Here is an 11,884-nt window from a genome sequence, read left to right as displayed (position 1 = left end):
AAGCCTAGCCCATGTGAAAACACATTTGCAATTGGTAATGATTTTGGGTGGATCGACGAACTGGCAGTCCCTAGGGGAATCGAACCCCTCTTTCCAGGTTGAAAACCTGGCGTCCTAACCGATAGACGAAGGGACCGCTTGTTCGTGAGGGGTATTTAGGGAAAGCGTGCATCCCTTGCAAGCGCTTTTTTCACATTATTGAAATGTTTTTATGTGATCAGTGCCGCATCGTCCAATCGAAGCTTGGCGCGGCGCCTTCCGCCCCAATCGTCGATCTCTAATCGGCCTGCACAGTGGAATTTTCGACCACGATGATCATCCAACAGGGCCCCAAGTTCAGAATCATATGCACCAAATGCAATCGCATCGATGCGCCCACCGTTTTCATCGGCGAGCGTAAGACGCAAATGATTCTGGCCCGCACGTTTTGCAAATGCGATGGATACAGATGGGAGCGCAAATCGCGGGGCAGGTGCACCAGCACCAAAGGGGCCACAGGTTTCCAACTGTTCGATCAATTCAGGTGTTATTGCGCTGGGCGCGATAACGCCATCAAGATGCAAATCACGCGGACCAATATTTCCCGCGCCCTGTTTTTCCAATAATTGAGACAATCGCGCCATTGCGACATCCAATTGTTCGCGTGCAACCGAAAGCCCCGCCGCCATTTTATGGCCCCCACCTTTGATCAAAACGCCTTCGCGTGCGCAGGTGGCAATGGCCGCACCTAGATCAATACCGCTTACCGATCGCCCTGATCCTTTGCCTTCATCCCCGTCAAGCCCGATAACAACGCTGGGGCGGTTGGTGGATTCTTTTAATCGCGATGCCACAATGCCAACAACACCGGGGTGCCAACCTTCGCCAGCTGCCCAAACAAGGGGGGCATCAAGCCCGCGTTCCTCTGCCTGCGCCATTGCTTTCAGTTGGACTTCGGCCTCTATTTCACGGCGTTCGTCATTGAGCTGATGTAAACGATCGGCGATTGCCTCTGCTTCGTGCGGATCGGTGGTGGTGAGCAATCGTGCACCCAAATCCGCCTTGCCAATGCGCCCACCGGCATTGATGCGCGGCCCCAACATGAACCCCAGATGATATGATGTGGGTGCGGATTTCAGCCCCGCAATATCGCCAAGTTTTGCTAAGCCAACGCGTTCACGTTTGGCCATGATTTTTAAACCTTGGCGCACCAATGCACGGTTGAACCCAATCAAAGGTGCGACATCGGCCACTGTGCCAAGTGCGGCCAAATCCAACAATGACATCAAATCAGGACAATGTGCACCAGCGCCGCGGCGAATGCGGTTGATAGCAACAAGGGTTAAAAACACCACACCAGCGGCACAAAGATAACCCAGATCCCCCGTTTCATCTTGGCGATTGGGATTTACCACCGCCACAGCATCAGGCAGCGTTTCACCGCCCAAGTGATGATCCAGCACAATCACATCCGTGCCGGACACTGCCGCAATCGGACCGTGAGATAATGTGCCACAATCAACGCAAATAATCAGATCATGATTGGCGGCCAGTTCCAACATCGCAGCATCATTTGGGCCGTAACCTTCGTCGATGCGATCAGGTACGTATATTGTTGCCACATGGCCAAGCGCTGCAAACCAATTAAAGAGTAGTGCAGCGGATGTTGCGCCATCCACATCGTAATCCGCAAAAATTGCGATCCGTTGTTTTTTTGTAACCGCCAAATCTATCCGCGCCGCTGCCGTTTCCATATCGCGCAGCTTGGACGGATCGGGCATCAATTCGCGCAGACTTGGCGAAAGGTAATTCACCGCGTCTTGTTCATTCACGCCCAATCGCGCCAACGTTCGCGCCACCGCATTTGGCAAACCCGTTTGCTGAGCAATCAATTGTGATTGGCGATCCGTTTCAACCGAAAGCCCACACCAGCGCCGCCCCGTTGCGGATTGGGATACACCAAGAAATGCAGTGTCATTGGAAGTTTGCGTCATGTGTGGCCTTTTCTTTGGGCAAACTTAGCATGCCAAACAGTGATATAATACACCGATTAACAGGGTTTGTTCCGCTAATGTCGCGTCGATACTGGGAGTGGGACAACATGTATGATTATATCTTTTCAGCTGCGATTTTAGTGCATTTTGCACTGTTGTTTTTTTCATTGGGTTTTTTAGCACGCGATCAATTGATCCTGCGCGTGTTGGTGTTGATCGGGTCTGCTTTTTATATCCTGTATTATTTTAACATCAACGACACACCGCTTTGGGATGCGATTTTTGCATCTGGTACTATGGCGTTGATTAATTTTTGTATGATTTGCAGTTTGATTTTGGAGCGCACCACATTTGCAATGAACACAGATCAAAGTTCAATTTACCGCTGTTTTCCAACCCTGACACCGGGTCAATTTCGCAAAGTAATGCGCGATAGTGAAACAACCACGGCTACCGCCCATACGGTTCTGTGTGAAACGGGACATTTGAATGAACGGCTTTATCTGTTGGTTGCTGGGCGTGCGGTGATGCACAAAGGGGGCGTGGAATATAATGTTCCATTGAATAGTTTCATTGGTGAGGTTGGATTTTTAAATCAATCCGCAGCTTCCGCAACCGTAACGGCGCAACCTGGTGCTGTTTTTGTGTACTGGCAGGTATCCGATCTTCGTAAAATGATGCGCCGTTCCGCGCCATTAAACAATGCGTTGATCGCGCTTTTCAGTACGGATTTGGCGCATAAGGTTGGGCGATCACAACCCATGGCAGATACAGCGCAATATGTAACCTAGCGGTTGCCGCCGCTTGGGTCGATATCCTTTGATTTGTTGAAAATCAGCGTGAATAATATGAAGACCACAAAGCACCAGCCAATCAAAGCAGCAATAAGCCAAACGTAAAGGAAAACACCCCCTTCACCACGGATTATCACATTGAAAACAAAATAAATTGCTGTCGACCAACCGATTAACCAAACGCTGAGGAATATCAGCGTAAACAGACGACTGGATTGTGGCTCATCGTTTTCGTGTTGAGGTTTAGGCGGATCATTGGCGGTGTTTTTATATACGCCGCGCTTTCGCCGTGCCTCTTTATCTGGTTCGCTGAAACCTACGCGGCGTACCATGTGGATTAGTTGTTATTCTGGCGATATTGAATGCGACGCACAGAACCAGTACGCGAGCGCATCAAAATGGTTTCTGTTTCCATGAAATCCCCATCACGTCGTGCACCTGACACGATGGAACCATCTGTTACACCAGTTGCTGCAAAAATCACATCATCGGTGACCAATTCATCACGGGTGTAGATTTTATCAAAATCGGTGATGCCAGCCTTGGTCGCACGACCGCGTTCGTCATCATTGCGAAATGTCAGGCGGCCATACATTTGCCCGCCCATGCATTTCAAAGCGGCCGCACCTAAAACACCCTCGGGTGCGCCACCTGAACCCATATACATGTCGATACCCGTTTTTTCAGCCTCTGCGGTGTGCATCACACCCGCCACATCACCATCCGTGATCAAGCGAAGCGCACATCCCGTGTCGCGCAATTCTGCGATCATATCTTCGTGGCGAGGGCGTTCCAAAACGCAAACGGTGATTTGTTCCGTTCTGCAATCTTTGGCCTTGGCCAATGCTTCAACACGTTCTTTGGGCGACATATCCATTGTGACGGTATCCACAGGATAACCCGGACCAATCGCCAATTTATCCATATAAACGTCGGGTGCATGCAACATGGTACCACGTGGTGCCATCGCAATTACGGTCAATGCGTTTGGCATATCCTTGGCGGTTAATGTTGTACCTTCTAGCGGGTCAAGCGCGATATCCACACCTGGACCATCACCTGAACCGACTTCTTCACCGATGTATAACATCGGGGCTTCGTCGCGTTCACCTTCGCCAATGACAACAACGCCTTTTATGTCCAACAAGTTAAGCTGTTCACGCATAGCATTTACCGCCGCCTGATCCGCCGCTTTTTCATCCCCGCGCCCAACCCATTTTGCGGATGCGATTGCAGCGGCTTCGGAAACGCGTGCCAGACCAAGTGATAACATGCGATCCTGAAATACTTGTTTATCAGCCATTTTATTGTCCTATTCTTTGCGCACCACCATGTGGTTTTGGGCGATTTTATACGTGGTTTGTGAAATTTAATTAAACGGTTTCGATTTTTAGCACGACAGGGGGCAATTCCAAAACACCAGTGTTTTCGATTGCTTGCGCAGCCTTTGATGCGGTTTCACCTGTTGTTGGATGGGTGACGATCAACACGCGTGCAACATTGTCATCGCTACTGTGTTGGGTCATTTTATCAATGGAAATGCCCGCATCGGCCAAAGCGCTGGATGCGCTGGCCATGGCGCCTGCTTTGTCTTTCAAGTTGAGGCGCATGTAATACGCACTTTCACCTGATGAATCAGCAGGTGTTGATTTTGTAAGCTGTGCCGCTGGAATACCAAACACTGGGATATTGATGCCGCGCGCGATATCCATCACATCGCCAAATACCGCACTCGCGGTTGGGCCTTCACCGGCACCTGCACCGCGCAATACGATTTGCCCAACGCTGTCGCCTTCGACAATTACCATGTTTGTGCCACCTTCCAACAGGCCAAGCGGTGATAACGCAGGCACCAAACAGGGGCGCATGGTTTGGATTAAACCTGCATCCGTCATTTGCGATACGCCCAACAATTTAATGCGATAGCCCATTTCGGCAGCGTGTTTGATATCCACGATCGAAATGCGTTGGATACCTTGCAATTGCGCCGATGCAAAATCCACTTGTGTGCCATACGCGATGGATGACAACAGCACCAATTTGTGTGCCGCATCAATGCCACCCACATCCAAATTTGGGTCCGCTTCGAGATAGCCAAGCTGGTTTGCCTCTTCAAACACCTCATCATATGGCAAACCCGCGGTTTCCATACGTGTGAGGATATAGTTGCAGGTGCCGTTCATCACGCCCATAACGCGGGTGATTTTATTGCCAGCCAAGCTTTCGGTCAGGGATTTTATAATCGGAATGCCACCGGCAACGGCGGCTTCGAATCGTAAATTCACACCTTTGAATTCGGCCAGTTCGGCCAATTCTTGACCGTGAATGGCCAGCATTGCTTTGTTCGCAGTAACAACATGTTTGCCCGCGTTTAATGCGGCCTTTACGGATGCCAACGCGGGGCCGTCTTCGCCACCCATCAATTCAACGTAAACATCCACATCATCGCGTGTGGCCAATGCAACGGGATCATCTTCCCAATCGAAATTTGAGAGATCAACGCCGCGATCCTTGGATTTGGAGCGTGCGGAAACAGCGCTGATCGTAATGTCGCGCCCAGAACGTGCACGCAACATATCCCCATGTTGCATAACGATTTTGATGACACCGACACCTACGGTGCCAAGACCCGCGATACCAAGACGCAAAGGGTGAGACATATGCGATTGCTCCGTTCGTTTATTTCCACTGTCTGTTATCGGAAAGGGGCGGTTGGGGCAATGTCGATTCGCTTAAAATTCGGCCGCAAGCAGAGCAGCGGCACGCGCGCGCAAATTTGCAACGCGAGCAGATGTGACAGGTGCCGCCCGCAATCCAGCCGCGCGTTGACGCAAGGCAGATGCACGTGATGCTACGGAGTTTAACGCTTGGATGTTTTTAGGATCAACTGGCACGGATTTGCTCGCCAAATCATCCGTGGGTACCAATTCGGGCCATGTCTGATTTTGCACATCACCCTGTGGTAGATATTCCAAATCGGGCACATGCGATTCAATGGAACAGGCACCCAATGTACCCATCGCAATTATCATTATCCCAGTCTGGAAATTCATCTGCATATATCCCGCAATTATATGCAGTAATGTAAAGATCAGCGCGCCTTGTCACAAGGGCGCTGATCTTTGAATGTTAAATCGGCATCAAATGGCGATTAAAGGTCAGAATAGATCGGGAATTTTGCACAGAGTGCTTCGACCTTGGCCTTGACGGCTTGTTCAACGGCGGCGTTGCCATCTTCGCCATTGGCGGCCAAACCATCGACAACTTCGATGATCATATCGCCGATTGCGCGAAATTCTTCTTCGCCAAACCCACGTGTTGTGCCCGCAGGCGTTCCCAAACGCACACCAGATGTCACCATTGGTTTCTCAGGATCAAACGGAATTCCGTTTTTGTTGCAGGTAATATGTGCACGGCCCAATGCGGCCTCTGTTGCGTTGCCTTTCACACCTTTGGGGCGCAAATCGACCAGCATCAAATGTGTATCGGTACCGCCAGAAACAATGTCCAAGCCGCCCTTCATCAATTGATCTGCAAGTGCAACGGCATTGGCGCGCACCTGTTTTTGATAGGCTTTGAATTCGGGTTGCAACGCTTCGCCAAATGCAACCGCCTTGGCTGCGATCACATGCATCAACGGGCCGCCCTGAATACCTGGGAAAATGGCAGAGTTTACCTTTTTCGCAATATCTGGATTGTTTGTTAGGATCATACCACCGCGGGGCCCGCGCAATGTTTTATGCGTGGTTGTTGTTGCCACATCTGCATATGGGAATGGTGATGGGTGTTCACCCGCGGCAACCAAGCCCGCAAAATGCGCCATGTCAACAAACAGATAAGCACCAACGCTATCAGCGATTTCGCGCATTTTTGCAAAATCAACTTGGCGAGGAATCGCAGAACCACCCGCGATAATCATTTTTGGTTTGTGCTCATCTGCCAATGCCTGAACTTGATCATAATCCAACAGGCTGTCTTGTTTACGCACGCCATATTGAATGGCATTAAACCATTTACCAGATTGGTTTGGTTTTGCACCGTGGGTCAAGTGACCACCAGCATCCAATGACATGCCAAGGATCGTGTCACCTGGTTGTAGCAATGCCTGAAACACACCTTGGTTGGCCTGTGAACCCGAATTGGGCTGAACATTGGCAAAGTCACAGCCAAACAATTGTTTCGCGCGATCAATGGCAAGGTTTTCGGCAACATCAACGTGTTGGCAACCGCCATAATAACGGCGACCTGGATAACCTTCGGCGTATTTGTTGGTTAAAACCGACCCCTGTGCTTGCATCACGGCCTTGGATACGATGTTTTCGGATGCGATCAGTTCGATTTCATCACGTTGACGGCCAAGCTCTGCTGTGATCGCGCCAAACAATTCTGCGTCGCGCTCGGCGATATCTTGGGTGAAAAATCCGTTGTCTTTTGTCATGGCGCGTCTCCTGTTGGCCGTGCATTGTCAAAAGTTTCCTATCGGAAACATCGGGCCAGTCAAAGCATAAATGCGACATGTATTCCCGTTAAGGCGGTGAAATACCCAAACCGAGGCGGCAATGAAATAGCCAACCACGTGAAAAAATCTCATAAACAATATTATTCTGCGCTGATAGGCGCATGGTGTTTCCGATGCGAACATCGCATGGTACAAGCAGATAAATTGAAAAGGTGATTTGCACATGGCATTAAAATTGAATTTTGTCGCCAGCCGCGCAGATGTGGCGCAAAAATCATTGGGGATGATGGTTGATCGGTATGGCAACGCACCTGCCGAATCCGCTGATGCGATAATTGCACTGGGTGGAGATGGTTTCATGTTGGAAACCCTACATAGCACACAGCATTTACCGACACCTGTTTTTGGCCTTAACCGCGGGTCGGTTGGTTTTTTGATGAATGAATATGCCGAAGATAATTTGGAAAAGCGGATCAAAGACGCAGAAATGGCGGTGATCCATCCACTGGCCATGACCGCATATTGTGCGGATGGCAGCGAGCAAAAAGCGTTAGCAATCAACGAGGTATCATTGTTACGCGCTGGGCCGCAGGCCGCAAAATTGAAAATTTCCGTCGATGATAAGGTGCGATTGTCCGAATTGGTATGTGATGGCGCATTATTGGCGACACCTGCGGGATCAACCGCATATAACTATTCTGCACATGGGCCGATATTGCCGATTGGTGCTGAGATTTTGGCGTTAACCGCGATGTCCGCGTTTCGCCCGCGCCGTTGGCGCGGTGCGTTGTTACCCATTGGTGCCAAGGTGCGATTTGATGTCTTGGAACCCCAAAAGCGCCCCGTCACGGCCGCCGCCGACAGCACAGAAGCACGCGATGTATTGGCCGTTGAAATCATCAGCGCCCCCGATGTGGAACATCGCATTTTGTTCGATCCAGGCCATGGATTGGAAGAGAGACTAATCCGCGAACAGTTCGCTTAAAACCGCTTAAATAAAAGGGAATATCAAAGAAACCTTGCAATTCTATTGGCGCAAGCCTAGATGGGTTTTGTGAAGTACTCTTTCACAAAAATTCTCCGAAAGCCTATGCAGACGGTTTGTTTCTTGAGATCGCACTGCACCACAGCCATCGCATAACGCGGATGGCGATATTTTAGGAGAATACTGATGGCTAACGGCACAGTAAAATGGTTTAACGCAACTAAAGGCTACGGCTTTATCGCACCTGATGATGGTGGAAACGACGTGTTTGTACACATCACAGCGGTACAAGCGGCTGGTTTGCAAGGCTTGAACGACGATCAAAAAGTGACTTATGAGCTTGAAGATGGTCGTAACGGCAAACAATCTGCGATCAATCTGGAAGCTGTATAATTACAGCGCCGATTATCGGTTTGATTTAAACGGTGGTTTGGATATCCAAGCCACCGTTTTTTTGTACAAAAAGACCCCCCGCATTTCTGCGAGGGGGCAACCAGCGTAAGGGGGATGGCTGGTCTAGGGAAGTTTTATTGTTGTGTTGATAAAGACGCTGCGTTTGTCAGGTGCAGCGCACATGTTTCAGCATCATTTTCAGCCATTTTTTCTTTGGCCATGGTCAATTCGGACATGGCAGCCTCTTTCGTGGCTTCTGGTGATGCTTCGACTGCTGACGCAACCGCTGCAATTGTTTCTTCGTCGCACGCCAATGTGTCTTGTGCGAAAGAAGCGCCAGCAAAGCTGGTGATAACTGCGGCTGTGATAAGTGTCGTTTTCATCATTTTATTCTCCTAATGGTTAAACGGCTTGTTTGCCGTGAACTACAGGTACGAAACCACTTGAACGATCACAATCACCTAAATCAAAGCTTTGAAAACCAAGCATTAAATTGCCTTTTTGGGTGATTTGAATCAGCAATAATTTGCGCGAAAAATCACCCTGAAGTGATGTTGTTAAATCCCGCAATTTATCGCTGGTCGATGGGTGTCATTTTCGCAAATATTCGCGCAAAAAATACGCCTCGGACGCGGTGGCGAGTCTTTGCGCAACAAGTTTTAGGATTCGTTTAATCCTGTTTTGGATGACTTAACCGCCATTCATCGGGGGAAATTGGATAATACGCCTCAATCGCAGCGATTGCGATGGCATGTTCGGTGCCATTTTCAGCATCACTTACATTTTGCCCACCTTTTTGTGCGATAACGGATGCCCGACCACGGGGCAGGGTGGCGGCAATGGCGGTTGTGTCTATCTTTTCGGGTTCTTGCACACCGATGGTGACGCGGACTTCCATTTTATCAACATCAAGATCGAGGCTACGAAACAAAATCAAAGACGAATGGCGCAATGCGTCCTGAACGGCGCGATTGGCAGCCTTGGTATAATCCAAGCCATATAAATCCGCACCCATCCCCATTTCCAAGATAAGACGTTTCATTGCGCTGCCTCCATATCAAAGGATACAATGACCGCGGCATTGGCGATCACCGTATGATCGCCATTGGGTTTTGCGATGTCTAACCCCCCATGTTCCACGCGAAAACTTGGCTGCCCATAAGGGAGGATTTTGGCCAATTCACCAATATCAACCTGATCGGGTTGTTGTACGGCAATTTCCACATCAACCAACATTGCCGATTTATCAAAGCCAAACGCATCCGCCATTGTCAGCGAATTGTGCCACAAAGCATCGCGCAACGCACGACAGGCCGCTTGGGTATAATCCATGCGGCGCAATGATGTGCCCATTCCAAATTCTACCGCTACACGTTTTTTCGCCATCTTGATATCCCCGTCTTTCCTGATCATATCAGTATTTATATTAACTGATGCTTGCAATCTGAACTTCGCTTTGGGAGTAAGGGGAAAGCTAAAGGGAATTGAAATGGCGCTCAGCGTATCACAACAGGCAAAATACTGGGGCATCGGCATGGTTGTGGCCGTTTTTGCGCTCTGGCTTTTGGGTGGGGTTTTGTTGCCCTTTATTGCGGGTATGGCCATCGCTTATTTTCTGGACCCCACGGCGGATCGATTAGAGGCAATGGGATTTTCTCGAATTTGGGCAACGGTGACAATCACTGTGATTGCCTTGTTTGTTTGTGCATTACTGGTGGTGATCCTGATTCCACAACTGGTGCAACAAACCGCGGCACTTGCCACGGCTGCACCAGAATATATTCAACAACTACAAAAATTTCTGACCGGAAAGTTCCCATCGTTGATGGATGAAAGTTCGGTCATTCGCCAAGGAATTGAAAGTTTTGTCGAAGGGTTTAAAGGGCGCGCAGGTGAATTTGCCAGTGCCATTTTAGCATCCGCATTCAGCATTGTTGACGCGCTGGTATTCATCGTGGTTGCCCCGGTGGTTGCGTTTTATATGCTTCTTGATTGGGACCGTATGGTCGCAACGGTGGACAGCTGGCTTCCCCGTGATCATTTGGAAACGTTACGCGGTTTGGCGCGGGACGTTGATCGTGTCTTGGCGGGATTTGTACGCGGACAACTTACGGTATGTGCAATTTTGGGAACATTTTATGCAATCGCATTGATGGCGGTGGGATTACAATTTGGCCTGATAGTTGGATTAATTGCGGGGTTATTGACGTTTATTCCATATGTCGGATCGGTAATTGGGGGCGTGTTGGCGATTGGGCTGGCGCTATTCCAATTTTGGGGTTCGCCCGAATGGATCATTGTTGTGGCGGTAATATTCGTGGCGGGCCAAATGGTTGAGGGTAATGTATTAACCCCAAAACTGGTCGGTGGCTCTGTGGGGTTGCACCCTGTTTGGTTGATGTTCGCATTGTCTGCATTTGGATCATTGATGGGCTTTACCGGAATGTTGGTGGCTGTTCCTGTTGCCGCTTGTTTGGGTGTGTTTTTCCGCTTTGGTATCAGCCAATATTTGGATGGTCGTCTTTACACTGGCTTGGTTGGCAAACAGGTCGAGCATCAAGGCGAAGATGTAATCTTGAGCGAAGAATCCGACGCGAATGGCTGAACAACTAATATTGGATTTACCCGTGCGTCAGGCATTGGGGCGCGAAGATTTTTTTGTATCACCCAGCAATCAAGCAGCGGTGAACGCATTGGATGCGTGGCAAAACTGGACACAAAACAAGCTGATATTATTGGGGCCAAAAGGTGCCGGTAAATCCCATCTTGCACAGATTTGGGCGCAAAATGCGGGTGCGATAATTGTCCCCGCAGATGAGTTAATCGATGCGGATATTCCATCCTTGGCCACACAAAATGTGTGTATCGAAGACGTCGCTGATTTAGCGCAAACAGATGGCGAAGAGGCGTTGTTTCATTTGCACAATGTGATGTTGGATACGGGAAATAAGTTATTGTTTACGGGGCGCGATACACCCAGAGATTGGCAATTGTTGTTGCCAGATTTGAACAGCCGTATCGCTGCGTTGTCGCGTGTCGAACTTGATGCACCTGATGATATGCTATTGATGGCGGTGATGATCAAACAGTTCGAAGATCGCCAGATCGCAATTGATCCTGGGGTGGTGAATTATTTAATGCCTCGTATGGAACGATCATTTGATTTTGTTGCAAAATTGGTGGCCACGCTTGATGAAACAGCGCTCGCAGCGCGAAAACCGATTTCACGAAAACTAGCGCGGATCGTACTAGACTCTTTCGCTGACTAGATGGCATAATT

General features: G+C 49.4%; 13 protein-coding genes and 1 tRNA gene. 5 read left to right on the top strand and 9 right to left on the bottom strand.

All coding sequences use genetic code 11. The features are described from left to right. Nucleotides 1-61: 61 nt before the first annotated feature. Both BFP76_RS02825 and recJ read right to left on the bottom strand, forming a co-directional pair. Nucleotides 62-136, bottom strand: a tRNA-Glu gene (locus BFP76_RS02825). A 73-nt stretch (nucleotides 137-209) separates the two neighbouring features. Further along, a complete protein-coding gene (gene recJ, locus BFP76_RS02820; RefSeq protein ID WP_099591667.1) occupies nucleotides 210-1,973 on the bottom strand; it encodes a single-stranded-DNA-specific exonuclease RecJ in 1,764 nt (587 codons plus the stop codon). 107 nt (nucleotides 1,974-2,080) lie between these two features. Between recJ and BFP76_RS02815 the strand changes: the two genes are divergently transcribed. Continuing rightward, on the top strand, nucleotides 2,081-2,764 hold the full coding sequence (locus BFP76_RS02815; RefSeq protein ID WP_165775645.1) for a cyclic nucleotide-binding domain-containing protein: 684 nt from the start codon (nucleotides 2,081-2,083) through the stop codon (nucleotides 2,762-2,764). A 340-nt stretch (nucleotides 2,765-3,104) separates the two neighbouring features. Here the strand turns inward: BFP76_RS02815 and glpX are convergent, their stop codons facing one another. The 4 genes from glpX to glyA form a co-directional block, all read right to left on the bottom strand. Continuing rightward, on the bottom strand, nucleotides 3,105-4,070 hold the full coding sequence (gene glpX, locus BFP76_RS02805) for a class II fructose-bisphosphatase (protein ID WP_099591665.1): 966 nt from the start codon (nucleotides 4,068-4,070) through the stop codon (nucleotides 3,105-3,107). 70 nt (nucleotides 4,071-4,140) lie between these two features. Beyond that, nucleotides 4,141-5,427: a homoserine dehydrogenase gene (locus tag BFP76_RS02800; RefSeq protein ID WP_099591664.1), complete on the bottom strand. Its 1,287-nt coding sequence runs from the start codon at nucleotides 5,425-5,427 to the stop codon at nucleotides 4,141-4,143. A 72-nt stretch (nucleotides 5,428-5,499) separates the two neighbouring features. Continuing rightward, on the bottom strand, nucleotides 5,500-5,799 hold the full coding sequence (locus tag BFP76_RS02795; RefSeq protein WP_099591663.1) for a hypothetical protein: 300 nt from the start codon (nucleotides 5,797-5,799) through the stop codon (nucleotides 5,500-5,502). A 119-nt stretch (nucleotides 5,800-5,918) separates the two neighbouring features. After that, nucleotides 5,919-7,205: a serine hydroxymethyltransferase gene (glyA, locus tag BFP76_RS02790; protein WP_099591662.1), complete on the bottom strand. Its 1,287-nt coding sequence runs from the start codon at nucleotides 7,203-7,205 to the stop codon at nucleotides 5,919-5,921. A 244-nt stretch (nucleotides 7,206-7,449) separates the two neighbouring features. On the opposite strand from glyA, the gene BFP76_RS02785 reads away from it, so the two are divergent. Next, nucleotides 7,450-8,211, top strand: coding sequence for an NAD kinase (locus BFP76_RS02785; RefSeq protein WP_099591661.1), 762 nt, complete (start codon nucleotides 7,450-7,452; stop codon nucleotides 8,209-8,211). Between the two features lie 186 nt (nucleotides 8,212-8,397). After that, nucleotides 8,398-8,604: a cold-shock protein gene (locus BFP76_RS02780; RefSeq protein ID WP_099591660.1), complete on the top strand. Its 207-nt coding sequence runs from the start codon at nucleotides 8,398-8,400 to the stop codon at nucleotides 8,602-8,604. 134 nt (nucleotides 8,605-8,738) lie between these two features. Here BFP76_RS02780 and BFP76_RS02775 read toward each other — a convergent pair whose 3' ends face one another. From BFP76_RS02775 to BFP76_RS02765, 3 genes are all read right to left on the bottom strand, one after another. Further along, nucleotides 8,739-8,990 (bottom strand): hypothetical protein, encoded by a 252-nt coding sequence (locus BFP76_RS02775; RefSeq protein ID WP_099591659.1) that lies wholly within the window; start codon nucleotides 8,988-8,990, stop codon nucleotides 8,739-8,741. Between the two features lie 284 nt (nucleotides 8,991-9,274). Beyond that, on the bottom strand, nucleotides 9,275-9,646 hold the full coding sequence (locus BFP76_RS02770) for a Lin0512 family protein (protein ID WP_099591658.1): 372 nt from the start codon (nucleotides 9,644-9,646) through the stop codon (nucleotides 9,275-9,277). Then, a complete protein-coding gene (locus BFP76_RS02765; RefSeq protein ID WP_099591909.1) occupies nucleotides 9,643-9,990 on the bottom strand; it encodes a Lin0512 family protein in 348 nt (115 codons plus the stop codon). Before BFP76_RS02765 ends, BFP76_RS02770 begins: the two co-directional genes overlap by 4 nt. 103 nt (nucleotides 9,991-10,093) lie before the next feature. Here BFP76_RS02765 and BFP76_RS02760 point away from each other — a divergent pair, with 103 nt between their 5' ends. Together BFP76_RS02760 and BFP76_RS02755 are read left to right on the top strand one after the other, a co-directional pair. Further along, nucleotides 10,094-11,209: an AI-2E family transporter gene (locus BFP76_RS02760; protein ID WP_099591657.1), complete on the top strand. Its 1,116-nt coding sequence runs from the start codon at nucleotides 10,094-10,096 to the stop codon at nucleotides 11,207-11,209. After that, on the top strand, nucleotides 11,202-11,873 hold the full coding sequence (locus BFP76_RS02755; RefSeq protein ID WP_099591656.1) for a P-loop NTPase family protein: 672 nt from the start codon (nucleotides 11,202-11,204) through the stop codon (nucleotides 11,871-11,873). The genes BFP76_RS02760 and BFP76_RS02755 overlap by 8 nt, the downstream gene beginning before the upstream one ends. The last annotated feature ends 11 nt before the right edge of the window (nucleotides 11,874-11,884 follow it).

This window comes from Paramylibacter kogurei, from assembly GCF_002742285.1.
In the GTDB taxonomy this organism is placed as follows: Bacteria; Pseudomonadota; Alphaproteobacteria; order Rhodobacterales; family Rhodobacteraceae; genus Amylibacter; species Amylibacter kogurei.
This window is presented reverse-complemented; position numbering and strand designations above follow the sequence as displayed.

Bases quoted from the DNA above. Each gene is read 5' to 3' on its own strand.
- recJ (WP_099591667.1), bottom strand. From the start codon at position 1,973: ATGACGCAAACTTCCAATGACACTGCATTTCTTGGTGTATCCCAATCC.
- BFP76_RS02815 (WP_165775645.1), top strand. From the start codon at position 2,081: ATGTATGATTATATCTTTTCAGCTGCGATTTTAGTGCATTTTGCACTG.
- glpX (WP_099591665.1), bottom strand. From the start codon at position 4,070: ATGGCTGATAAACAAGTATTTCAGGATCGCATGTTATCACTTGGTCTG.
- BFP76_RS02800 (WP_099591664.1), bottom strand. From the start codon at position 5,427: ATGTCTCACCCTTTGCGTCTTGGTATCGCGGGTCTTGGCACCGTAGGT.
- BFP76_RS02795 (WP_099591663.1), bottom strand. From the start codon at position 5,799: ATGATAATTGCGATGGGTACATTGGGTGCCTGTTCCATTGAATCGCAT.
- glyA (WP_099591662.1), bottom strand. From the start codon at position 7,205: ATGACAAAAGACAACGGATTTTTCACCCAAGATATCGCCGAGCGCGAC.
- BFP76_RS02785 (WP_099591661.1), top strand. From the start codon at position 7,450: ATGGCATTAAAATTGAATTTTGTCGCCAGCCGCGCAGATGTGGCGCAA.
- BFP76_RS02780 (WP_099591660.1), top strand. From the start codon at position 8,398: ATGGCTAACGGCACAGTAAAATGGTTTAACGCAACTAAAGGCTACGGC.
- BFP76_RS02775 (WP_099591659.1), bottom strand. From the start codon at position 8,990: ATGATGAAAACGACACTTATCACAGCCGCAGTTATCACCAGCTTTGCT.
- BFP76_RS02770 (WP_099591658.1), bottom strand. From the start codon at position 9,646: ATGAAACGTCTTATCTTGGAAATGGGGATGGGTGCGGATTTATATGGC.
- BFP76_RS02765 (WP_099591909.1), bottom strand. From the start codon at position 9,990: ATGGCGAAAAAACGTGTAGCGGTAGAATTTGGAATGGGCACATCATTG.
- BFP76_RS02760 (WP_099591657.1), top strand. From the start codon at position 10,094: ATGGCGCTCAGCGTATCACAACAGGCAAAATACTGGGGCATCGGCATG.
- BFP76_RS02755 (WP_099591656.1), top strand. From the start codon at position 11,202: ATGGCTGAACAACTAATATTGGATTTACCCGTGCGTCAGGCATTGGGG.